Origin of the sequence: Mesorhizobium sp. M2E.F.Ca.ET.209.01.1.1 (assembly GCF_004010375.2) — a bacterium.
In the GTDB taxonomy this organism is placed as follows: Bacteria; Pseudomonadota; Alphaproteobacteria; order Rhizobiales; family Rhizobiaceae; genus Mesorhizobium.
In genome coordinates this window covers 104,699-127,257 of sequence record NZ_SADP02000015.1, presented here as the reverse complement: position 1 = coordinate 127,257, position 22,559 = coordinate 104,699, and the positions used below count along the sequence as shown (strand labels likewise).

The 22,559-nt window shown below is 64.8% G+C and carries 25 protein-coding genes; 19 read left to right on the top strand and 6 right to left on the bottom strand.

Annotated elements, in window-relative coordinates; genetic code table 11:
• Positions 1-70 precede the first annotated feature (70 nt).
• The 9 genes from cysS (at position 71) to rarD (ending at position 7,791) form a co-directional block, all read left to right on the top strand.
• The gene (gene cysS / locus EN852_RS25210; RefSeq protein ID WP_127877752.1) at positions 71-1,519 is read left to right on the top strand and encodes a cysteine--tRNA ligase; all 1,449 of its coding nucleotides are present in this window, start codon (positions 71-73) and stop codon (positions 1,517-1,519) included.
• A 274-nt stretch (positions 1,520-1,793) separates the two neighbouring features.
• Complete coding sequence (locus EN852_RS25205) at positions 1,794-2,192, top strand: endonuclease domain-containing protein (protein WP_127877754.1); 399 nt, start codon at positions 1,794-1,796, stop codon at positions 2,190-2,192.
• A complete protein-coding gene (locus EN852_RS25200; protein WP_127877756.1) occupies positions 2,189-2,575 on the top strand; it encodes a VOC family protein in 387 nt (128 codons plus the stop codon). Before EN852_RS25205 ends, EN852_RS25200 begins: the two co-directional genes overlap by 4 nt.
• 33 nt (positions 2,576-2,608) lie before the next feature.
• Positions 2,609-3,100 carry a GFA family protein gene (locus tag EN852_RS25195; protein WP_127867260.1) on the top strand — a complete coding sequence of 164 codons (492 nt, stop codon included), beginning with the start codon at positions 2,609-2,611 and terminating at the stop codon, positions 3,098-3,100.
• Positions 3,097-3,573 carry a GFA family protein gene (locus EN852_RS25190; RefSeq protein ID WP_127877758.1) on the top strand — a complete coding sequence of 159 codons (477 nt, stop codon included), beginning with the start codon at positions 3,097-3,099 and terminating at the stop codon, positions 3,571-3,573. Before EN852_RS25195 ends, EN852_RS25190 begins: the two co-directional genes overlap by 4 nt.
• The gene (pip, locus tag EN852_RS25185) at positions 3,570-4,535 is read left to right on the top strand and encodes a prolyl aminopeptidase (protein WP_127877760.1); all 966 of its coding nucleotides are present in this window, start codon (positions 3,570-3,572) and stop codon (positions 4,533-4,535) included. Before EN852_RS25190 ends, pip begins: the two co-directional genes overlap by 4 nt.
• A gap of 53 nt (positions 4,536-4,588) precedes the next feature.
• Positions 4,589-6,205: a citramalate synthase gene (gene cimA, locus EN852_RS25180; RefSeq protein WP_127877762.1), complete on the top strand. Its 1,617-nt coding sequence runs from the start codon at positions 4,589-4,591 to the stop codon at positions 6,203-6,205.
• A gap of 5 nt (positions 6,206-6,210) precedes the next feature.
• Positions 6,211-6,738 carry a hypothetical protein gene (locus tag EN852_RS25175; protein WP_127877764.1) on the top strand — a complete coding sequence of 176 codons (528 nt, stop codon included), beginning with the start codon at positions 6,211-6,213 and terminating at the stop codon, positions 6,736-6,738.
• 123 nt (positions 6,739-6,861) lie between these two features.
• Positions 6,862-7,791, top strand: coding sequence for an EamA family transporter RarD (rarD, locus tag EN852_RS25170; protein WP_127877765.1), 930 nt, complete (start codon positions 6,862-6,864; stop codon positions 7,789-7,791).
• A gap of 11 nt (positions 7,792-7,802) precedes the next feature.
• On the opposite strand, the gene EN852_RS25165 is transcribed toward rarD, so the two are convergent.
• Positions 7,803-8,798: a transporter gene (locus EN852_RS25165; RefSeq protein WP_127877766.1), complete on the bottom strand. Its 996-nt coding sequence runs from the start codon at positions 8,796-8,798 to the stop codon at positions 7,803-7,805.
• A gap of 289 nt (positions 8,799-9,087) precedes the next feature.
• On the opposite strand from EN852_RS25165, the gene EN852_RS25160 reads away from it, so the two are divergent.
• From EN852_RS25160 to EN852_RS25150, 3 genes are all read left to right on the top strand, one after another.
• Positions 9,088-10,059, top strand: coding sequence for an MBL fold metallo-hydrolase (locus EN852_RS25160; protein WP_127877767.1), 972 nt, complete (start codon positions 9,088-9,090; stop codon positions 10,057-10,059).
• 37 nt (positions 10,060-10,096) lie between these two features.
• Positions 10,097-10,558, top strand: a complete 462-nt coding sequence (locus EN852_RS25155; RefSeq protein WP_127877768.1) for a tetratricopeptide repeat protein — start codon at positions 10,097-10,099, stop codon at positions 10,556-10,558.
• A 568-nt stretch (positions 10,559-11,126) separates the two neighbouring features.
• Entirely contained in the window at positions 11,127-11,633 is a 507-nt protein-coding gene (locus tag EN852_RS25150; RefSeq protein WP_127877769.1) for a DoxX family protein, read from the top strand.
• Between the two features lie 11 nt (positions 11,634-11,644).
• On the opposite strand, the gene EN852_RS25145 is transcribed toward EN852_RS25150, so the two are convergent.
• Complete coding sequence (locus EN852_RS25145) at positions 11,645-12,427, bottom strand: glucose 1-dehydrogenase (RefSeq protein ID WP_127877770.1); 783 nt, start codon at positions 12,425-12,427, stop codon at positions 11,645-11,647.
• Positions 12,414-13,445: an L-idonate 5-dehydrogenase gene (locus EN852_RS25140; protein ID WP_127877963.1), complete on the bottom strand. Its 1,032-nt coding sequence runs from the start codon at positions 13,443-13,445 to the stop codon at positions 12,414-12,416. The genes EN852_RS25145 and EN852_RS25140 overlap by 14 nt, the downstream gene beginning before the upstream one ends.
• 178 nt (positions 13,446-13,623) lie before the next feature.
• Here EN852_RS25140 and EN852_RS25135 point away from each other — a divergent pair, with 178 nt between their 5' ends.
• The gene (locus EN852_RS25135) at positions 13,624-14,340 is read left to right on the top strand and encodes a FadR/GntR family transcriptional regulator (protein ID WP_127877771.1); all 717 of its coding nucleotides are present in this window, start codon (positions 13,624-13,626) and stop codon (positions 14,338-14,340) included.
• A gap of 231 nt (positions 14,341-14,571) precedes the next feature.
• Positions 14,572-14,754, top strand: coding sequence for a hypothetical protein (locus EN852_RS25130; RefSeq protein ID WP_127877772.1), 183 nt, complete (start codon positions 14,572-14,574; stop codon positions 14,752-14,754).
• 131 nt (positions 14,755-14,885) lie between these two features.
• On the opposite strand, the gene EN852_RS25125 is transcribed toward EN852_RS25130, so the two are convergent.
• Positions 14,886-15,656 carry a pyrroline-5-carboxylate reductase gene (locus tag EN852_RS25125; protein ID WP_127877773.1) on the bottom strand — a complete coding sequence of 257 codons (771 nt, stop codon included), beginning with the start codon at positions 15,654-15,656 and terminating at the stop codon, positions 14,886-14,888.
• Positions 15,657-15,835: 179 nt separating this feature from the next.
• Here EN852_RS25125 and EN852_RS25120 point away from each other — a divergent pair, with 179 nt between their 5' ends.
• Positions 15,836-16,210, top strand: a complete 375-nt coding sequence (locus EN852_RS25120; RefSeq protein WP_127877775.1) for a hypothetical protein — start codon at positions 15,836-15,838, stop codon at positions 16,208-16,210.
• Positions 16,211-16,252: 42 nt separating this feature from the next.
• On the opposite strand, the gene EN852_RS25115 is transcribed toward EN852_RS25120, so the two are convergent.
• A complete protein-coding gene (locus tag EN852_RS25115) occupies positions 16,253-16,543 on the bottom strand; it encodes a muconolactone Delta-isomerase family protein (RefSeq protein WP_127877777.1) in 291 nt (96 codons plus the stop codon).
• 117 nt (positions 16,544-16,660) lie between these two features.
• Here EN852_RS25115 and EN852_RS25110 point away from each other — a divergent pair, with 117 nt between their 5' ends.
• On the top strand, positions 16,661-17,548 hold the full coding sequence (locus tag EN852_RS25110) for a LysR family transcriptional regulator (protein WP_127877779.1): 888 nt from the start codon (positions 16,661-16,663) through the stop codon (positions 17,546-17,548).
• Positions 17,549-17,642: 94 nt separating this feature from the next.
• On the opposite strand, the gene EN852_RS25105 is transcribed toward EN852_RS25110, so the two are convergent.
• The gene (locus EN852_RS25105) at positions 17,643-18,254 is read right to left on the bottom strand and encodes a TIGR00730 family Rossman fold protein (protein WP_127864877.1); all 612 of its coding nucleotides are present in this window, start codon (positions 18,252-18,254) and stop codon (positions 17,643-17,645) included.
• A 120-nt stretch (positions 18,255-18,374) separates the two neighbouring features.
• On the opposite strand from EN852_RS25105, the gene EN852_RS25100 reads away from it, so the two are divergent.
• The 3 genes from EN852_RS25100 (at position 18,375) to EN852_RS25090 (ending at position 22,437) form a co-directional block, all read left to right on the top strand.
• The gene (locus EN852_RS25100) at positions 18,375-19,919 is read left to right on the top strand and encodes a LysM peptidoglycan-binding domain-containing protein (RefSeq protein WP_127877781.1); all 1,545 of its coding nucleotides are present in this window, start codon (positions 18,375-18,377) and stop codon (positions 19,917-19,919) included.
• A 305-nt stretch (positions 19,920-20,224) separates the two neighbouring features.
• Positions 20,225-20,554 carry a metalloregulator ArsR/SmtB family transcription factor gene (locus tag EN852_RS25095; protein ID WP_127877783.1) on the top strand — a complete coding sequence of 110 codons (330 nt, stop codon included), beginning with the start codon at positions 20,225-20,227 and terminating at the stop codon, positions 20,552-20,554.
• Positions 20,554-22,437 (top strand): ABC transporter ATP-binding protein/permease, encoded by a 1,884-nt coding sequence (locus EN852_RS25090; protein WP_127877785.1) that lies wholly within the window; start codon positions 20,554-20,556, stop codon positions 22,435-22,437. Before EN852_RS25095 ends, EN852_RS25090 begins: the two co-directional genes overlap by 1 nt.
• Positions 22,438-22,559 lie beyond the last annotated feature (122 nt).

Genomic DNA, 22,559 nt, shown 5'->3' with positions numbered 1-22,559 from the left:
GGCTGGAGCCTGATTTGCGCCTTCGGCGCGGACCCGGTTCCAGTGAACCCAAACCAAGGACCGGGACCGCATGTCTGACGCATCGAAGGGCCTCAGCCTCTACAACACGCTGACGCGGACGAAGGAACCTTTCGTTCCGATCGACCCGCAAAATGTGCGCATGTATGTCTGCGGCCCGACCGTTTACGACTTTGCCCATATCGGCAATGCCAGGCCGGCGATCGTCTTCGACGTGCTTTTCCGCCTGTTGCGCCAACTCTACGGCGAGAAGCACGTCACGTATGTGCGCAACATCACGGATGTCGACGACAAGATAAATGCCAGGGCGCTGCGAGACTTCGGCGGCGAGATCGCGGCCGGAAAGCTGTCGCTCAACGACGCGATCCGCAAGGTCACCGAAAAGACGGCAGACCAGTACCACAAGGATGTCGCCGCGCTCGGCTGCCTTGAGCCGACGTACGAGCCGAGGGCCACCGAGTTCGTCGCGCCCCGCGCCGACGGCAAGGCCGACATGCTGTCGCTGATCCGCCAGCTGATCGAGCGCGGCCACGCCTATGTCGCCGGCGGCGAGGTGCTGTTCGACACCGCATCGATGCCGGACTATGGCGAATTGTCCAAGCGCAATCTCGACGAGCAGCAGGCGGGTGCACGCATCGCCGTCGACGCGCACAAGAAGAACCCAGGCGATTTCGTGCTGTGGAAATTGTCTTCGCCCGAAGAGCCCGGCTGGGAAAGCCCGTGGGGCAGGGGCCGGCCCGGCTGGCACATCGAATGCTCGGCCATGTCGGCCGCCTATCTCGGCGAGGTCTTCGATATCCATGGCGGCGGGCTGGACCTGATCTTCCCGCACCACGAGAACGAGATCGCCCAGTCCCGCTGCGCCCACGGCACCAAGGTCATGGCCAATGTCTGGATGCATAACGGCTTCCTGCAGGTCGAGGGCCAGAAGATGTCCAAGAGCCTCGGCAATTTCTATTCGATCCATGAATTGCTGGAGACCGAGACTTTTGGTGGCCGCACCTGGCCCGGCGAGGTGCTCAGGCTGGCGATGCTGATGACGCATTACCGCGAGCCGATCGACTTCTCCGTGCGCAAGCTGGAGGAGGCGGAAAACACGCTGCGCAAATGGAAGCGCGCCGCCGACCACGCGCCCGCGGCCGCGAACGACCTTCCGGCCGAAGTTGTGGAAGCGCTGTCCGACGACCTCGCCACCTACGCCGCCTTCCAGCGGCTGACGCAGCTTGCCGGCGAGGCGAGCGAGGTTGGCGGCGATGGTGGCAATGCCGCCGCTTCGTTGAAAGCGGCGCTTGCCTTCCTCGGCTTCGATGTCGGCGCGGCCAAGGTCGACGAGGCCGCGGTCGGCAGGGCGATCGCCAAACGCTTGGAATTCATCGCCGCCAAGAACTGGTCCGAAGGCGACCGCATCCGCGACGAACTGCTGGCGCAGGGCGTGCAGCTCAAGGACGGCAAGGACCCTGTCACCGGCGCGCGCGTGACCACGTGGGAGGTGAAGCGGTGATGGCACTCTGGGGATTGGCGAAGGGCGTCGTGACGGCCAATCTCCCCCCTTGCGGGGGAGATGTCCGGCAGGACAGAGGGGGGTGTGAAGGAACGCCAGCCTCTCCGCTTGCCCGCTTTGGCGATAGCTATTTCCTGAGAGTGCAGCACTCCCTAAGAGCTGTTACGCTGGCGGGACAGCACCCCCCTCTGTCCTGCCGGACATCTCCCCCGCAAGGGAGGAGATCAACTGTCGCGCCCCCTTTCGCCAATCTCCAGCGTAGGGCTGCATAGCCATGGGACACGACCTCGTTCCGTCCCGTCAGCGCAAGAACGCCAAATCGATGCGGCGCGCGATGACCGATGCCGAGCTGAAGCTCTGGAATGAGTTGCGCGCCCACCGCCTGATGGGCATGAGTTTTAGGCGACAGGTGCCGATAGGACCTTACATTGTCGACTTCGCTTGTTCTGCTCACCGACTGATAGTCGAGGTCGATGGCAGTCAGCATGCCGATGCCGAACACTCACGATATGACGATGCAAGAAGCGCTTACCTAAGTGCCGGCGGCTGGACCATCCTGCGCTTCTGGAACGACGACGTGATCCGCGATATCGACAATGTCTGCCAGCACATCGTCATTGTGGCCGGCCTGGCCGATGCGCCTGCGCCACCAAGGGAGGAGCTCGTCATATGATCGATCATCTCGGCATCACCGTTTCCGATTTCGACGCGTCGAAATCCTTCTACGACAAGGCGATGGCGCCGTTGGGGGCTTCGCTGCTCTATATGGTGCCGGAGGAATATACCGGCGGCGCCAAGGTCGGCGGCTATGGCCGCGATCGGCCGGTGTTCTGGATGAGCGCGGGCAAGGAGAAGCCGAAGGACCATCAGCACATCGCCTTCACCGCGCGCAGCCGCGCCGAGGTCGACGCCTTCCATGCGGCAGCGCTTGCCGCCGGCGGCAAGGACAATGGCGGGCCGGGCCTGCGTCCGCACTATCATCCCAATTATTACGGCGCCTTCGTATCCGATCCCGACGGCAACAATGTCGAGGCGGTCTGCCATGATCCGGAGTGAGCCCCTAAAGCAGCCCATGAAACGGAGTGAGCGATGAGCCTCGACAACAGGCCGGTCTACACCGGCGGCTGCCAATGCGGCGCGGTACGCTTCCGCGTCGAAGGGGCGCTGGGCGACGCGTCGATCTGCCATTGCCGCATGTGCCAGAAGGCGAGCGGCAATTTCTATCTGCCGCTGGTCTCGGTGCGCGGCGCCACGCTCGACTGGACGCGCGGCGAGCCGAAACGCTTCCGCTCTTCCAGCGCCGCCTGGCGCGGCTTCTGCGCCGAATGCGGCACGCCTCTGACCTTCGAGGCGCCCGACGGTATCGCGCTGGCGATCGCCGCCTTCGACGACCCGACGGGCATCGCGCCGACTGTGCAGTGGGGCGTCGAGGCAAAACTTCCCTATGTCGACAGCATACCGAAGCTGCCGTCGGAGGACACGATGGCCGATATCGGCTCTGCGCCCTACCTCGCCGAGCTCGTCTCCTATCAGCATCCCGATCACGACACCGACCAATGGCCGCCGGAGGAAAGACCATGACCGATCAAGTTCGAACCGGGGGCTGCCAGTGCGGCGCCGTGCGTTTCCGCGTGCACGGCAAGCTCGGGCGCCCGTCCATCTGCCACTGCCGCATGTGCCAAAAGCAGTTCGGCAATTTCTTCGGCGCTCTCGTGACGGTGCCGAAGGACGGCGTCGAATGGACCCATGAAGAGCCGAGCTATTTCCAGTCCTCGGTCAACATCGACCGTGGCTTCTGCGCCCGCTGCGGCACGCCGCTGATCTATCGCCAGCCCGGCGCGTTGGAGATTGCCATCGGCGCCTTCGACGACCGCTCCGACCTCGCGCCGCAGATCCAGGTGAACTACGCGGTGCGGCTGCCCTGGGTGGAGAAGATCTTCGAGGCGCCGACCCTCGACGATCCCGATTTCTATCGGCGGCAGGAGCAGATCATCTCCTTCCAGCACCCCGACCACGAGACGGCCAACTGGCCGGAGCAGGGCTTGAAACTATGACAATCCATGGCAGTTCGTTGCGTACGCTCTATCCCGAGATCGAGCCGTTCGAGTCCGGCATGCTCGATGTCGGCGACGGCCACACCATCTATTGGGAGCGCTGCGGCACCAGGGGCGCCAAGCCTGCCGTGTTCCTGCATGGCGGCCCGGGCGGCACCATCTCGCCAAAGCACCGGCGCCTGTTCGATCCGAAGCTCTACGACGTCATCCTGTTCGACCAGCGTGGCTGCGGCAAGTCGACGCCCAACGCCTCGCTCGAGGCCAACACCACCTGGCACCTCGTCGCCGACATCGAGCGGCTGCGCGAGATGGCCGGCTTCGACAAATGGCTGGTCTTCGGCGGCTCGTGGGGCTCGACGCTGGCGCTCGCCTATGCCGAGACGCATACCGAACGCGTCAGCGAGCTCATCGTGCGCGGCATCTATATGCTCACCCGCGCCGAGCTCGAATGGTATTACCAGTTTGGCGTCTCGGAGATGTTTCCCGACAAATGGGAGCGGTTCCTGGCGCCGATCCCCGCGGCCGAGCGCGGCGACATGATGGCCGCCTACCGCAAGCGGCTGGTCGGCTCCGACCGCGCGCGCCAAGTCGAGGCCGCGCGCGCGTGGAGCATTTGGGAGGGCGAGACGATCACGCTGCTTCCCGAACCCGAGACCAGCGACCCGTTCGGCCAGGATGATTACGCCGTCGCCTTCGCCCGCATCGAGAACCATTACTTCGTCCATGCCGGCTGGCTGGAAGAAGGGCAGCTTCTGCGCGACGCCTGGAAGCTAAAGGACGTTCCCGGCACCATCGTCCACGGCCGCTACGACATGCCATGCCCGGCGAAATATGCCTGGGCATTGCACAAGGCCTGGCCGAAAGCGGATTTCCACCTGATCGAAGGCGCCGGCCACGCCTATTCCGAGCCGGGGATTCTGGACCGGCTGATCCGGGCGACGGATCGGTTTGCGGGCAAATAACCATGCAGCTTCGTGCTCTGCGGTGAAGGATCGCGGCTTTTCGAGCTACTGCCATGAAAAAACAAAGACTGTTCCTCTTCGACACCACGCTGCGCGACGGCCAGCAGACGCCGGGCATCGATTTTTCCGTCGAGGACAAGATTGCTATCGCAAAACTGCTCGACGCGTTCGGGATCGACTATGTCGAGGGCGGCTATCCGGGCGCGAACCCGACCGACACCGCCTTCTTCCAGAAGAAGCGGACGGAAAGCGCGAAATTCGTCGCCTTCGGCATGACCAAACGGGCAGGGGTCTCGGCTTCCAACGATCCGGGGCTGGCGGCGCTGGTGCAGTCGAAGTCGGACGCCATCTGCTTTGTCGCCAAGAGTTGGGACTATCATGTCCGCGTCGCGCTCGGCTGCACCAACGAGGAGAATCTCGAATCGATCAAGACCTCGGTCGAGACGGCGGTCGCCGCCGGCAAGGAAGCGATGGTCGACTGCGAGCATTTCTTCGATGGCTTCAAGGCCAATCCCGATTACGCGCTGGCCTGCGCCAAGACGGCTCACGATGCCGGTGCGCGCTGGGTGGTGCTGTGCGACACCAATGGCGGCACGCAGCCTTCCGAAGTGCGCGCGATCGTCGAGAAGGTGATCGCCGGCGGCATCCCGGGCGACCGTCTCGGCATCCACGCCCATGACGACACTGGACAGGCGGTGGCGAACTCGCTCGCCGCCGTGGAGGCCGGCGTTCGCCAGATCCAGGGCACGCTGAACGGCATCGGCGAGCGCTGCGGCAACGCCAATCTGATCACCATCATCCCGACGCTTTCGCTGAAGCCGGCCTTCGCCGATCGCTTCGAAACCGGCATTTCGGCGGAGGATCTGACCGGAATATCCAGGCTCTCCCGCGCCTTCGACGAATTGCTCAACCGCGCGCCGGAAGCCCAAGCACCCTATGTCGGCTCCTCGGCCTTCGCCACCAAGGCAGGCATCCACGCCTCAGCTCTGGCCAAGGAGCCGGCGACCTATGAGCACGTGCCGCCGGAAGCCGTCGGCAACCGCCGCCGCGTCATGGTCTCCGACCAGGGCGGCAAGGCCAATTTCCTTGCCGAGCTGAAGCGGCGCGGCATCGAGGTGCCGAAGGACGATCATCGGCTCGACGCGCTGATCGCCGTCGTCAAGGAGCGCGAGGCCGAGGGCTATGCCTATGAAGGCGCCGACGCTTCGTTCGAGCTGCTTGCGCGAAAAATGCTGCATGGGCTGCCGGAGTTCTTCAACGTCACCTCCTTCCGCTGCATGGTCGAGCGCCGCTTCGACGCGAACGGCAATCTGAAGACCGTCTCCGAGGCGATCGTGAAGGTCGAGGTCGATGGCGAGGAGAAGATGTCGGTGGCCGAGGGCCATGGCCCGGTCAATGCGCTCGACATCGCGCTGCGCAAGGACCTCGGCAAATACCAGAGCGAGATCGTCGACCTCGAGCTCGCCGACTTCAAGGTGCGTATCCTCAACGGCGGCACCGAGGCGATCACCCGCGTTCTGGTCGAATCGCATGATTCCACCGGCGCCCGCTGGTGGACGGTCGGCGTGTCGGAAAACATCATCGACGCCTCCTTCCAGGCGCTGATGGATTCGATCATCTACAAGCTGATGAAGAACCGCGAGATGGCGGGACTGGTGGCGGCGGAGTAGCAAGCATGGGTTTTTCGACAAGCTGGTTTGGCTTCCGGGGCTGCGGGATCAAGGAAGTCGCGGCCCTGGTTGGCAGGGAGGTCGGCGGCTCATCGGAAGACTTCGATGCGCCGATAAATGCCTTTTACAGCGATAAAAACTGGGGGTTCATCATCCTTGATTGCTGCACCTTTCCCAATCCTCCCGATAGCCACCTGTCCGTGTTTTCGCAGGGCAAGGAAATGGTTGTCGTGCATATCGAAGAACTTACGATGTTCGCGCGGGCAGAACTCTGGAACGATGGAAGCAATATCTGGAGAATTTGGCACAGCGGTGACGAGAACGTCATGGACTTGCACACAACGGGCGATCTTCCGGCCTCTTTTGAAGCCAAGAGGCAGCAGGCGTTTTCAAAGCAGGACAAGGAAGATGACGTCGATTACATCTTCGACATTCCTCTCGATCTGGCGGCGGAGTTGACTGGCTTCAGGCATGATGGAGGAGCACCCGACAGGGTCTTCTTCGAGCTTGTCGAAAAACCCGCCCAGCAATGAGCAGCCTTCGCTGTTGAAGCGCCTTGGAGCGTAGTCAACCGTTTGAACCATCACGAAAAGTCCGTTGATCCATCATAATTTTGTGATGGTCTTGGGCGGTCGGCTGGGCCATAGCGTCGGGCCATGGTCACCGCTACAGCCGATCTCGATCAAGACGCCAAGGGCCGCCGCGGCTTCCTTCTGGCGCTTGGCGCTTATTTCCTTTGGGGACTGCTGCCTTTCTACATGAAGGCAGTGGCGCATCTGCCGCTTGCCGAGGTGATCGCCAACCGCGTCGTCTGGTCGGTGCCGATCGCCGCGGCGGTGCTGATCTGGGCCGGCCGCACCGCCGACTTCAAGGCGGCGATCCGCTCGCCCAAAAGCCTTGCCATGGCGGCGCTGACGGCGGTGCTGATCTCGGTCAACTGGGGCATCTATGTCTGGGCGATCGCGGTCGACCGCACCGTCGAGACCGCGCTGGGCTATTACATCAACCCGCTGGTCAACGTCGTCGTCGGCGCGGTGCTGCTCGGCGAGCGGCTCGACCGGCTACAGATCGCGGCGGTTGCGCTGGCCGCGATCGCGGTGACGGTGCTGACCGTCGAGGCCGGCAAGCTGCCCTGGGTGTCGCTGGCGCTCGCCTTCTCCTTCGCCGCCTACGGCTTCTTCCGCAAGACCCTGCCGATCGGCCCGAGCCAGGGGTTCCTGCTCGAGGTGCTTTTGCTGTCGGTGCCGGCGCTCTGCTATATCGCCTACCTGGTTGCCACCGGCCAGGATCATCTCATCTCCAGCACCGGTTCCGACACGGCCTTGCTGATCGGCTGCGGCCCAATCACCGCCGTGCCGCTGCTGCTCTTCGCCTTCGGCGCCCGGCTGCTGCGGCTCTCCACCATCGGCATCATGCAATATATCGCGCCGACCATGGTGTTCCTGATCGCCGTGCTGATCTTCGACGAGCCGTTCGGCACCACGCAGGCGATCGCCTTCGCGATCATCTGGACGGCGCTGGCGATGTATTCATGGTCGATGTTCCGAGGCCGCGAGGCTCGCCCGGCGGCGCCGGCGACGAGATAAGGATCGGCGCGCTACACCCGCCCCAGCCGTCGCACGATCTTGTAAACGATGCCGGCGATGACGACCGAGATCGCGGTCACCACCCAAAAGCCGTGCGGCGTGTCGACCAGCGGCAGCCCGCCGACATTCATGCCGAACAGGCCGGAGATGATGGTCATCGGCAACAGCACCGCCGTCATGACCGACAGGATGTAGAGCAGCTGGTTCGACTGCTCGGTGAGCTTGGCCATCAGCTCGTCCTGCAAAAGGCGGGTGCGCGCCTGCAACTGCTCGCCGTCGTGATGCAGCGTGTGCGCCCGGTGCGAGAGCCTCGTTGCCATGTCATTGATCGGATCGGGCAGGTCGTTGCGATGCGAATGGTCGAGGTGGCGGAAAAGGCTGGTGAGCGTCGCCATCTGCCGGTGGATCAGCACCAGCTGCCGGCGCGCGTCGACCAGCGCCTGGCGCTCATTGTGCCATGCATCGCACACGATGCGGTCCTCGATGCCGTCGAGCGTGTCGCCCATCCTGTCGAGCTCGGCCGCCATGCCGTCGAGCGACTGGCCCATCACCGCCTCGATCAGCTCGGCCGGCGTGCGGAATTTCCGCGCGCCGCTCTCCACCAGCTTGCGGATCCTGTCGACCGATTCCAGCGGCTGCTTGCGGGCGCCGACCAGCATCCTGTCGTTGAAGGCGAAGCGGAAATGCGTGAGCCCGCGCGCCTCCGCGAAATCGTGCCTGAGGTCGGGCAGGTCGCCATAGAGGAAGTCGTCCTCGAAATCGATCTGGCAGCCATGGCTGGGCGACAGGAAGGCCTCGCGTACCGGCGCCGGCAGGGCCTGCTCGGCGCCGATCTCCTTGCGGGCGCGCATGTCGGTGATCTGGTAGCTGCGCCAGCTCCAATGCGCCTCGGCGGGATCCTTGGTGCGGGAACCGTCGGTCTTGAAATGGTAGATGAAGAACAGCCCGTGCTCGTCCGGCAAGTAGGGCGAGAGATCAGTGCCTTCGGCGGGGAGGGCGATGTTCATGGCGGCTTCGCCGGCTCTTGATACGGTCGGGGTCGCGGGGGCGGCCAGGCAGCGTTTCTAGCATGCGCCACCCGTTTGGGTGTGACAGTTCGATGACGGCTGGCGACCGGCGGCCTCGATCCTGACTTCGCGTGTCCCAAAAAATCTTCCGCGCCCCGGGAATAAAGCCCCGGCCTTCCGGGTCTTGGCTGTAGCGAGGCGAACCTTCCCGGGCCTCGCGCCGCCAGCCCGCGGGAAATGCCCTTTCCAGGGAACCACCGCTACACGCAGCCACTAGAGGAGATTTCTGATGTTCAACATGACACGCCGCATGGTGCTCGGATCAGCCGCCGCCGCTGCCGCCTTCGGCATTGCCGGCAAGCTGGAATTCGTGCCCGCGGCTCACGCCGAAACCCCGGTCGAGCCGCTGGTCGGCTTCTACAAATACAAGGTCGGCTCGCTCGAGGTCACCGCCGTCTATGACGGTATCTGGCGCAAGCCCCATGACCCGGCCTTCATCAAGGGCGTGTCGGTCGACGACACCAAGGCGGCGCTCGCCAAGGCGGGGCTGACCACCGAGTTCATGCCGATCCCGCTCACCGTCGTCGTGCTCAAGATGAACGGCCGCACCATCATGATGGACGCGGGCTCTGGCGTCGGCCAGTGGCAGGCCAACGCTACACATCTGCCGGCCAACATGAAGGCCGCCGGCATCGACTACAAGGCGATCGACACCATTCTGATCTCACATTTCCATCCGGACCATGTCTGGGGCCTGATGGAGAAGGGCACCAACGATCCGGTGTTTCCGAATGCCGAGCTGATCGTCAACGCCACCGAGTACAATTGGTGGACGGATCCGAGCCGCCTCGCCAAGCTGCCCGAGGGCCGCAAGCCGGCGGGCAAGCGCATCGCCGAGAATTTTCCGAAATGGAAGAACTGGAAGCTGGTCGACGACGGCGCGGAAGTGGTGCCCGGCATCCGCCTCATGGCGGCACCCGGCCACACGCCCGGACATTCCGTCTACCATGTCGATGCCGGCGCCGAGCAGTTCCTCGTCTCCGCCGACACCATGTATGTGCCCGCGCTGCTTGCCCCGCATCCCGAATGGCAGGGCGCCTACGACCAGGACGGGCCGATGGCGATCGCCACGCGCCACAAGATCATCGACCAGGTGATCGCCGACAATGTCCGCATCTGCGGCTCGCACTTCCCGTTCCCCGGCACTGGCAGCTTCGTCAAGGACGGCAATGCCTACGCCTTCACCCCAACCCAGATCTGATTTTGAATCGGATCCTGAACAGAAAGCGACAACTCCCATGAAACACTTAACTTTCGCGGTGCTCGGCGCCATTGCGGTCTTGACCGCGGCCCCCGTCGTCATCGCCGCTCCGGCCTATGCCGTGGACGACATCGAAGGCGCCGATGCGCCCGACCTGACGGCCGTGAAGGCCAAGATCGACGCCAAGGACTATCAAAGCGCGCTGGCCGACCTGCGCGACCTCGCGCAGGACACCCAGCAGGCCGATGTCTACAATCTGCTCGGCTTCACGCTGCGCAAGACCGGCGACTACCAGACCTCGCTCACCTACTACACCAAGGCGCTGGAGCTTAAGCCCGACCACAAGGCCGCGCATGAATATCTGGGCGAGCTCTATGTCGAGACCGGCGACATGGCCAAGGCCAACGAGCAGCTCGCCTCGCTGCAAAAACTTTGCCCGTCAGGCTGCGAGGAGCTTTCCGACCTCAAGCAGGCCATCGACACCAAGGTGACGAAGTAACGCTGCTCCTCGCCCCGCGAAGTGGGCTATGCTATGCGCACATCTTCTGTGACTGGCGTGACTGATCAGGCCGAGGCTTGATTGCCAGGTGGTCCCCCCAATCCGTCGCTGCTTCGCAGCGCCACCTTTCCCCCCTCTGGAGGGAAAGGAAGGGAGCGTTGCCGGACGAACGTTGATGGCAAGAAGCTTGGCGCCTTTCCTCTACCCCGTCGATCGGGGGAGAGGTGGCTCGGCGAAGCCGAGACGGAGTGGGGGTCGACCAGCGCTGCATTGGACAACGCATGCGCCAAGCTGCCATGCACGCCATCACCAAAGATCAGCCGCTTGGAAATGTGCGCATGCCCTAGACAAAGTGGGGGAGACGTGGCCGCGAAGCGGCTGGAGGAGGGGGCCTGGCGCTGACCTCTCCCGCCAATCCCAACATTTTGGGCGCCACGGCGGTAGCGCCCGAAAACCGGAGCCGGCGTTCCTCTCCCTCGCGCCGGCTCCGACCTTTCAACCTCGAGCGCGCAGACGCGCGTCCACGTGGACGCGTGAGGGCACCTGTTTCCAAGGATTGGAGCCGACGATGACACCGACCGAACTTGCCGAAAAGCTTCACGTCAGGGACGTGGTCCTGCTTGCCGGCCGTCTGCTCCTGTCCCTGGTCTTCGTGCATGAGGGACTGCAACTGGCGACGCATTTCGAGGGCGCTCAGAAGGCCATGGCCGCGCTCGGCGTCGGCACGCCGCTGCTCATCGCCACCATCGCGCTGCAACTCGGTGCCGGCCTGTCGGTGGCGCTCGGCATCCTGGCGCGGCTGGGGGCGATCGGGCTCGGCCTGTTCTGCCTGATGACGGCCAGCCTCTTCCACACCAATTTCGCCAGCCAGAACGAGCTGCTGCATTTCGAGAAGGACCTCGCCATCGCTGGCGGCATGTTCATCCTGGCGCTCAGCGGGGCGGGCAGGCTGTCGGTGGACAAGGTGCTGGTCGAGATGATGAAGGGCAAGGCGGGCGCAAGCGCCAAGGTTGACACAGCACCCGCGCCGAGCGAGCCGCATCTATCGACGGGTGTGACAAGCCTGCCGCTGTAACGCCGGTCGCGTCACAGCACGCTCGTAATCCCCCCATCCACTAGCAGCGTCTGCCCCGTCACGAAACTCGCGGCATCCGACGCCAGGAACACCGCCGCACCCGCCAGTTCCTCGACATCGCCCCAGCGCCGCATCGGCGTGCGGCCGGTGAGCCATGTCGAGAATGTCTCGTCGGCGACGAGGGCGGCGTTGAGCTCGGTCTTGAAATAGCCGGGGGCAATGGCGTTGACGCGCACGCCGTGCTGGCCCCATTCGCCGGCCATTGACTTGGTCAGCATGGTGATCGCTCCCTTGCTCGCCGCGTAGGGCGCGATGGAGGGGCGGGCGAGCGCACTCTGTACCGAGGAGACGTTGATGATGACGCCCTTGCGGCGTTGGATCATGCCATTGACCGCGGCGCGGCTCACCTTGAACACGCCGTCGAGATTGGTCGCCATCAGCGCGTCCCAGTCGGCGTCGGAAAAAGTTTCGAGCGGAGCGCGGCGCTGGATGCCGGCATTGTTGATGAGGATGTCGATCGGCCCGGTGTCGGCTTCCGAAGCCGCGATTGCCGCATCGACCGATTGGGTGTCGGTGACGTCGATCACGGCTTCCGCGACCGTGTGGCCTTCGGCACGCAGCCTGTCGCCGGCAGCCTTCAGCTCCTCCATCTTGCGGCCGCCGAGCGTGACGCGCGCGCCGGCGCCGGCGAGCGCCTCCGCGAAGGCGAGGCCCAGGCCGCGGCTGGCGCCGGTGACGAAGGCATGCCTGCCTTCGAGGCCGAAGAGACGGCCGAGATAATCAGTCGAACGCAATTTGCACCTTCATCGATTGCGATTTGTCGCTGGCGAGCTCAAAGGCTTTTCGCGCCTTGGCGAGCGGCAGCGTGTTGCTGAGCAGCGGCGCGACGTCGATGCGGCCGGAGCCGATCAGGTCGACCGCAAGCGCGAATTCCGTGTCGAAGCGGAAGCTGCCTTTCAACTGGATTTCCTTGGTGACGATGATCGAGATCGAAAGCTCCGCCGTCGCGCCTTGGCCGACGGTCACCAGCGTGCCGCGCGGCTTGATGATAGGCAAGGCGCTGGCCACCGTGGCGCCCTGGCCGGCGGCCTCGAAGACGACGTCGAAATGCCCCTTGTTGGCGGCATAGGCATCCATCGCGTCCGCATGGGTGGCGACATTGATGGTGCGGTCGGCGCCGGCCTTGGCCGCATATTCCAGCGGCTTGTCCTGCACGTCGGTGACGACCACCTCGCGCGCGCCGGCAAAGCGCGCGGCGAGCACCAGCAGTGTCCCGATCGGTCCGGCGCCCATGATCAGCACGCGGCTGCCATAGACCGGAGCCTGGGCGACGGCATGCAACGTCACGGCGAGAGGCTCGGCGAAGGCGCCGGCCGTGGGGTCGGAGCCCTTCGCCAGCGGCACGGCGTTTTCAGCGCGGCAGACGACATGCTCGGCAAAGCCGCCCTGCACATGCGGCGTGCGCATCGCAGACCCCAGGAAACGCATGTCGAGACAATGGATCGGCTGCCCGGCCCGGCAGAAGGCGCAGGTACCGCAAGGATTGGCCGGATTGACAGCGACCGCCGTGCCCACAGCCGGCCCGGAGACGCCGGCGCCCAGCGCCTCGACGCGGCCGGCGATCTCATGGCCGAGGATCATCGGCTCCTTCATGCGCACGGTGCCGAAGCCGCCATGGCGGAAATAATGCAGGTCGGAGCCGCAGATGCCGCCGCGCGCGATGCGCACCAGCACCTCGCCGGGGCCGGGCGTTGGCGTCGCGCGCTCCTCGACGTCGAGGTCGAGCGGCCGGCGCAGCACAACCGCGCGCATGGAGGATGTTGGCGACAAACCGGCTCTCCGCTGCTTCGCTCGAATTTTCTCTTCTCGCAGCTAACAGGAAAGCCGCGGCGGCTTCAACTGCATTTATCTGACAAATCAGATGATATGGACAGACCCGGCTTGGTGAGGTAACACCGACGGTTGTGGCAGACTAAATGAGCCGGGAGAAATGGCAGGCAACCAGACCTCGTCGGTGACGGACGAGATAGCCAACATCCTCGGCCGCGAGATTCTCGGCGGGCTGTTTCCACCCGGCGCGACGCTGCTCGGCGAGGAGGAGATCTGCGCCCGCTTCGGCGCCAGCCGCAGCGCCGCCCGCGAGGCGGTGAAGATCCTGTGGGCCAAGGGCCTGCTGGTCACCCGACCGCGGCGCGGCTCGCGCATCCGCCCGCTGAAGGACTGGAATTTTTTGGACCCTTCCGTGCTGGGCTGGCTGCGCGCCAGCGCGACACCGCGCCGCTTCATCATCGAACTCCTGGAGGTGCGCCTGGGCTTCGAATGCGAGGCCGCGGCCCTTGCCGCGAGCCGCAACAACCCGGACGAGATCGCCGCCATCCGCGAGGCCTTCGAAGCGATGCGCGCCGCGTCCTGCGGCCAGGGCGATCCGGTCCTGTCGGACGCCGCTTTCCATGAAGCGGTGCTAGCCGCCACCGGCAACCGCTTCTTCCTGCCGCTCTCGGCGCTGATCCACACGGCGCTGCAATATAGCGTGCCGACCACCAACGCGCTGTTCGGTCACCCGGTCGGCGATCTCGACGCGCATGGCAAGGTGCTGAGGGCGATCGAGGCCGGCGATGCCGCGAGGGCGCGCAAGGCCATGCACGACATGCTGTGCGAGGTGCTCGCCCGTGTGCGCACGGCCGTTGAGCTTACGGGCGCAGCCTGAGCCGCGACAGGCCGGACCTTCGTGTTGTTCCGGCCTGCGTTTCTGACGGCTAATGCAGATAACCGAGCAGCCAAAGAATAAGGATGATGGGCAAAGGAATCCCGATAAGCCAAAGCAATCCGCCTCGCAGCATGACGATCTCCAAAATTTTGTTGTGTGAGCCAACGCTAATGCGCGGGCTTTGTTCCGGCGCGAGAATCTGTTGATCTATCCGAGCGGACGGAGGGGCCAATGGTTAAATGGGGTGCCATCCTGGGTGCGATCGGCTTTCTCGGCGGTTTCGTCGGTCCGGTCATCTTCACGCCGGAAGCAAATCAGGGTCCGCTGCTTGGCATCTTCATCACAGGCCCGCTCGGCTTCATTCTCGGGCTGATGGTCGGCTTTGTTCTGCGGATGCTGCCGGAGCGGCGCTAGACTGGCGGATAGTCACGCTTTCGCGAGAATCTCTCCGGCAATCCCCAGGCGAATTGCGGGCCATGGTCCGCGTAGGAGCACGCCGCTTTCGCCGTAACGGTGCGCTGCGGCTTGCTCCGGCGGAGCGACGACTACTTCCCCACAATACGCTGATGAACGCTGCCGAGGCTCCCGGCGAAGGCCTCGAAGGTTCCGCGCTCAGTCAGCTCGCGCAGCACCTGCTCGTTGATCCCCCCGCGCGTCGCATAGTCCTGCGCAAGATGCATGAAATCTTCGTCCGGCGCGGTGTCCGGCGCGTTGGCCAGCGCCTTGTAGATGCTGGTGATGTAGTCGCGAGCCTTGTCGCCCGGCACACCCTGGCCGCGCACCCAGGCATGGATCGTGTCGAGATATTTGAAATAGCTGGCATAGGTCGCGGTGATGACGCTGAGCGCGTCGAACTCGGCCTGGTTCTCGACCTCGATCACTCCGCCCAGCCTTCCGAAGAACCCCGCCACGATCGGGTCCGGCGGGCAGACAAGCGTCGCGCCCTGCAGCCGTGCGATCATCGGCATCGGCAGCGCCTTGCTCACATGCGCCGCCGGCGCCACGAGACCGGCGATCTCCTCGCGCGATATCGTCGCGATCAGGCTGACGACGTGGTGGTCCGGCCGGAACCGCAATTCCTTCAGCACCTCGCGCGCGATCTGCGGCCGTACCGCCAGCATGACCGTGTCGCACTGGTCGAGCACGGTCTGGTTGTCGGCGGCGATGCGCACATCCGGGTAGCGAGCGGCAAGCTCGGCAGCGATCGCCTCGTTGCGCGGCGAGACCACCACCGGCGTCGTCTCGCCGGGCAGCGACTTCAGCCCGGTGACGATGGCCGAGCTCAGCGCGCCCGTGCCCACAAAACCAAGTTTCATTGAGTTCCCACCCGCGTCTGTCCTCAATCGCCGCCGACAATAGCGACGGTTCCGTTGCCGGCAAGGGGGAGGTCTCGGCCATGCTGCACCCGGCCTGTGATTCGAAGACCGGTCACGCCGTTACGCGGAGTTAAGGCCAGACTGGTAGATTCTTCCGCGTCCGATTGGGGAATGTGGCCATGAGCCAGCGCGCGTTCATCACCCTGCTCATCCTGCTGGGGCTGCTCGTGGCGCTGTCGGCGACGTCCTTTCCAGGCGCGATGATCGGCTTCCTGTTCGGCATCGCCATCGCCTTCTTCGTCGCCGGGCCGGCCATGCTGATCGGCAAGGTGCTCGAGAACAACGGCATCGCGATATCCGGCCAGACGGCGCTGTGGTTGCTGGCCGGCTTCTACGCGCTGCTCATCTTGGCCGCTGCATTTCAGATCTGGCGCCGGCTTCAGCGTCAGGAACCCGACCAGGCGCGCTCGGCGGGGCTGGGGCTGGCTCTCCTGGTCGCGTTGCCGATGATGGCATGGCTGTCCGTGAACGCGATGCAGGATGCCTGGCCCTGAGGCTGCCGCGCTCGCTGCAGCAGCCTTACCGACGGGCCTTCTTCACCGCTTCGGTCCAAAACCCGGATAGGGGTTGAGCGGCACGATCGCCGTGATGGCCATCATGCCGGCTTCGATCAGTGGCAGCGTGGCGAGATGGCCGCGCACTTCCTTCTCGTCGGCCGCCTCGAACATGATGCCCGTGCCTGGAACGTCGCCGCGGTTCCAGATCTGGCGTACGGCGCCTTGCACGTAGAGCGTCTTGCGCTGTTCGGATTCCGGCGGGAGCAACGGCGCGAAATCGGCATCGCTGAATTTCTGTGTGTTGCGGGTGAGCAGGGCAAAGAACTGCATGGCGGTCTCCTTCGTGGCTGGTCGATGCCGGAGATATCGCGCTGACTAGCCAGACTGTCCAAGACTGATTAGGCTATAATTGAGACCCATGAGGTCTTGATCTGTTGGAGCGAAAAAATGCTCGACCTGCGCCAGATAAGATATTTCGTCGCCGTCGCCGAGGCCGGCAATGTCGGCCGTGCCGCCGAGCAGTTGCACATCTCGCAGTCGCCCTTGAGCCGGCAGATCATCCAGCTCGAGGAGCAGCTCGGCGTCACCTTGTTCGAGCGGGCGAAGCAGCGCGTTCACCTCAATGCCGAGGGCAGGGCCTTCCTCGCCGAGGCGCGCGCCTTGCTTGCCAACGCGGCGCGGCTGGAAGAAATCGGCCGCAACCTCGCCAGCGGTGCCGCGGGCAGCCTTGCCATCGGCTATGTCGAAGGCGCGGTGCATGCCGGGCTGGTTGCCGCGATGCTGAAGGATTTTCGCCGCGAGCGCCCGCATTTCCACCTTCAGCTGCGCAGCCGGCGAACGGCGCAGCAGTTCGAGGATCTGAGGCAGCGCGTGCTCGACCTCGGTTTCGTCTATTCGCCCGCGCCTGAGGGCGATCGCGACCTTGAAAGCTTGGTGGCGCGGCGCGAGCCGCTGGTGCTCGCTATGCCCGAAAGCGATCCGCTGGCCGGTGCCGCCGACGTCCAACCCGCCCATCTCGACGGCCGCGTCTGGATCACCGTCGTGCGCCAGCCCGGCGGCACCAACCGGGCGCAGTTCCTGGCGGCCTGCGCCGAATCCGGCTTCGTGCCCGATATCGCCTATGAGACGGCCGATCCGTTGACCTCGCTCGGCCTGGTCAGCGCCGGCCTCGGCCTCGCCACGGTCCAGGCAAGCCTGCGAAGCGCAGCCCCTCCCGGCGTGGTCTTCCGCGACCTGCCCTGGTTCAAGCGCAGCGTGTCGATCCATCTGGCCTGGCGGCGGAATGACCGCAGGGCGGTGATTGGGGATTTGAGGAGGGCGGTGAGTGGTGAATGATGAATGGTCAGTAGTCAGTAGTCAGTAGTGAATAGTTAGCAGTCGACAGACTTCGATCTGCGATGTACCCATTTCGCTATTCGCTATTCGCTATTCACATCTTGTCGATCACCGACTGCACGCCTTCCGTCGGCGCGTCGACGGACGAGCCTGCCACCATGATGGCGGCGACGATCGCTTCCGGGTCGTTGACCACCAGCGGCTTCACGCGATGCGCGGTGTGGATGAAGCCTTCCTCCGACATGTGCTCGATCAGCGCCAGCATCGGGTCCCAGAACCCCTTGACGTTGGCGAAGACGATCGGCTTGCGGTGATGGCCGAGCTGCGCCCAGGTCATGATCTCGACGATCTCCTCCACCGTGCCGATGCCGCCGGGCAGCGCCACAAAGGCGTCGGATTTTTCGAACATGCTGTGCTTGCGCTCGTGCATGTTGTCGGTGATCAGCAATTCGTCGAGTTTGTCGAGCGCGGTTTCGGTCGCTTCCCTGTTGATCAGGAAGCGCGGGATGATGCCGGTGACCTTGCCGCCAGCCTTGAGCGCGCCATCGGCGACGGCGCCCATGATGCCCTTGGTGCCGCCGCCATAGACGAGGCGCAACCCGGATTTGGCAAGCGAGCGGCCAAGCGTGTGGCCGGCCTTGATATAGGCCTCGTCGCGGCCCGGAGACGAGCCGCAATAGACGCAGACGGATCGAATCGTGTTCATGGCGATGATTGGTGATGGGGACGGTTGGCGCGGTCAAGCCCGCGGACGGGCTTTTTCTTGTGAGCGTGGAGAAAACACGCTAGACCGGGCGTTAGGTGGCTAAGGGGGCAATATAAAGTTATGGCTATCAATCCTTCTAAGGCGTTCTTGTTCGCGGCGGGCGGCGTGGCCGTCGTCGCGGCGGTCGCCTACGGGTCGGGTGCGCTCGATCCCTACATCAACAACCAGAAACCGGCGCAGGTCGCGGCGCTTCCGCAGACCGATGCGAAACCGGCTGAATCCTCGAGCACGGCCACCGAGTCGCGCGTGCCGCAATCTCCAGCAAACACGATGGCCCCGGCCAACACAATGGCGCCCGCCAATACCATGGCGCCGGCGAACAATGCCATGGCGCCGGCCAACACGATGGCATCGGCCAACAGCGCGACCGCTCCAGCCGCCCAGGCGCCTGCCGCCGCGGGGGGCCCGACATTGCCGACCTTCGATGTCGTGCGCGTCGAAAGCAACGGCTCGATCGTCGTCGCCGGCAGCGCCGCGCCCAACGCCAAGGTCGAGATCCTGAGTGGCGGCACGGTGCTCGGCTCGACCGATTCCGGCCCCGACGGCGCCTTCGCCATCGTGCTCGACGATCCGCTGAAGCCCGGCGACTATACGATCACGCTGCGCCAGACGGTTGGCGGCACGGCCATCGCCTCGGCCCAGACCGCTGTCGTCTCGGTGCCGCAAAGCCCGACCGGCCAGGTTCTGGCGATGGTCGAGGAACCGGGCAAGGCCTCGCAACTGATCACGATGCCGCAGGCCGAGACCAAGCCGGCGGCGCCGGCCACCACCAGTCAGGCGGCACCGGCAGCCCGGGCCCCCGCAACGACCGCGCCGGCTGCATCCGATACGGCCTCGGCCACGACCGCGCCGGCCGCCACGGACCAGGCAACCGCGCCGGCTGCAGCCGAGCCCAAGATCGCCGTCGAAGCGGTCGAGATCGACGGCAGCAAGATCTTCGTTGCAGGCACGGCCGATCCCGGCCGCAAGGTGCGCGCCTATGCCGACGCCATCCTGCTCGGCGATGCGCAGACCTCCGCCGACGGCCATTTCCTGATCGAAGCGACCCGCGACATCCCGGTCGGCAACTACACCATCCATGTCGATGGCCTGGACAGCGACGGCGTCAAGGTCGTCGCCCGCGCCGCCGTGCCGTTCGAGCGTGAACCCGGCGAGTCGATCGCAGCCGTCGCTCCGAACGAGACGAAGACCGGCGAGGCCAAGCCGGCCGAGACCAAACTCGCACAGGTCCAGGGCGCCGGATCCCAGGCCGCGGAAGCCAAACCGGCGGCAACGGCCGAAGCGGGTAAGCCCGCCGAGGTTCCGGCCAAGGTCGCGGAGGCGACGCCGTCGGCCGACGTGGCCGAGACGGTCGCGCCGAAGCTCGAACATGCCGACGGCGCCGTCATCATCCGCCGCAACGACACGCTCTGGCGCATCTCGCGGCGCGTCTACGGCCATGGCACGCGCTTCTCGACCATCTACCTCGCCAACAAGGACCAGATCCGCGATCCCGACCGCATCTGGCCGGGCCAGGTGTTCAAGGTGCCGTCCAAGTCCAAGGAAGGCGAGGATGCCGACCTGAAGGCCATGGGCGAGCAAATGACCACGCCGAAGACGGAGTAGCGATTTCGTTATCCTAGGGCGGAGCAAGGAGCGAAGCGACGCGCGCAGACCCTAGGATCCATGCCGTGACGGCTGCCGAAGGATGCAGCGGTGCAGAATGGCGCTGTTTAGTGCCATCGGCCAGGACAGGTGAGAATTCCCGATCGCCGGGATGTTCTGAGGTAACGGCATGGATCCTAGGGTCTGCGCGCCGCTGCGCGGCGCTCCGCCCTAGGATGACGAACGCGAATGGCGGGCGCCTCACCTCAATCTACCCATCCGCCTAGCTTGCCCTCCCATCATCCATCGTCTATCGCCGATGGACGATGACCGAATCCCCCGAAAGCCGTTGCGCTGACAGCCGCGCCGTCGCGCTGCGCCTGGCGGCGCTCTCGCATCCGGCGCGCATCGAGATCCTGAAACGCCTCTCGGCCAGCTCCTGCTGCTCGTGCCGGGAGGTGGTCGACCATCTCGACCTCGCCCAATCGACCGTTTCGCAGCACCTGAAGATCCTGGTCGAGGCCGGGCTCGTCCGCTTCGAGGCCGACCGCCAGCGCTCCCGCTACGCGGTCGACCATATCGCGCTCGCGGGCGTCTCCGCCTCGCTCAACCAACTCGTTGCTTCCTGCTGCCCCGCACCCAAAAGGCAAGACTAGTGGCCGAAAAGACCGTATCCGCCGAAGCCGGCACTCTCACGACCCTGCGCAACCTCTGGCCCTATATGTGGCCGGCCGAGCGCGCCGATCTCAGAGCTCGTGTCACCTGGGCGACGCTGCTTCTGGTCGTGGCCAAGCTCACTTTGGTTGCCGGCCCGTATTTCTTCAAATGGGCGACGGATGCGCTGGCTCATGCCGCCAAGACGCCGCCTCCGCTGCCGTCCTTCCTGCTCGCGCCCGTGGCGCTGGTCATCGCCTATAACGTGCTGCGCCTGGTCCAGCTCGGCTTCAACCAGTTGCGCGACGCGCTGTTTGCCCGCGTCGGGCAATATGCGGTGCGTCAGCTCGCCTACCGCACCTTCGTCCACATGCACGAGCTGTCGCTGCGCTTCCATCTCGAGCGCCGCACCGGCGGCCTGTCGCGCATCATCGAGCGCGGCACCAAGGGCATCGAGACGATCGTGCGCTTCATCATGCTGAACACGGCGCCGACCATCCTCGAATTCGCGCTGACGGCCGGCATCTTCGCCTTCACCTATGGCTGGAAATATGTCGCGGTCGTCGCCGTCACCGTCTGGCTCTATGTCTGGTTCACGGTCAAGGCCAGCGACTGGCGCATCTCGATCCGCCGCGACATGAATGATAGCGACACCGACGCCAACACCAAGGCAATCGACTCGCTGCTCAACTTCGAGACGGTCAAATATTTCACCAATGAGCGCATGGAGGCCGAGCGTTTCGACCGCTCGATGGCGCGCTATGAGATCGCCGCGACCAAGACCTGGACATCGCTCGGCTGGCTGAACTTCGGCCAGGGCCTCATCTTCGGCCTGGGCACCGTCGTCGTCATGTGCATGTCGGCGCTGGAAGTACAGGCCGGCACGCAGAGCGTCGGCGACTTCGTCTTCATCAACGCCATGCTGATCCAGCTTTCGGTGCCGCTCAATTTCATCGGCTTCATCTACCGCGAGATCCGGCAGGGGTTGACCGACATCGAGCACATGTTCGACCTGCTCGACGTGCCGCAGGAGATCGTCGACAGGCCGGACGCCAAGCCGCTGAAGGTCGGCCCCGGCAAGGTCGAGTTCCGCGACGTGCATTTCTCCTACGATCCGAACCGCAAGATCCTAAAGGGCGTCTCCTTCGAGGTGCCCGCCGGCAAGACGGTGGCGATTGTCGGCCCGTCAGGCGCCGGCAAGTCGACCATTTCCAGGCTTCTGTTCCGCTTCTACGACGTGCAGTCCGGCCAGGTGCTGATCGACGGCCAGGACATCCGCGACGTCACCCAGGAGAGCCTGCGCGCTGTGCTCGGCATGGTGCCGCAGGACACCGTGCTCTTCAACGACACCATCGCCTACAACATCCGCTACGGCCGCATCGGGGCCAGCGAGGAGGAGGTGCGCAAGGCTGCCGAGCTCGCCCAGATCGGCCCTTTCATCGACAAGCTGCCCGAAGGCTACAAGTCGATGGTCGGCGAGCGGGGCTTAAAGCTGTCGGGCGGCGAAAAGCAGCGCGTGGCGATCGCCCGCACCATCCTCAAGGCGCCGCCGATCCTGATGCTCGACGAGGCGACCTCGGCGCTGGACAGCCACACCGAGCAGGAAATCCAGGCCGCGCTCGACCAGGTCAGCAAGGGCCGCACCACCATCGTCATCGCCCACCGCCTGTCGACGGTGGTCTCGGCCGACGAGATCATCGTGCTGAAGGACGGCCAGATCGCCGAGCGCGGCACGCATGCCGCGCTGCTGGCCAAACACGGCCTCTACGCCTCGATGTGGGACCGCCAGCGCGAGGCGACCGAGGCAGAGGAGCGCCTGCGCATCGCGCGGGAAAGCGACGAGCTGGGCGTGATCGTGCGCAGGAGAACGGCGGAGGTAAGCTGAGACGATGGAGCGCTAATCTCCCCCACAAGGGGGAGATCAGCAGCGTCGGCGCCGCGCCTCCAAGCAGTCGAAAATCCCCCTTGACCTCAACCTATCTTGAGCTTGCAAACCGTCTCCGAGCC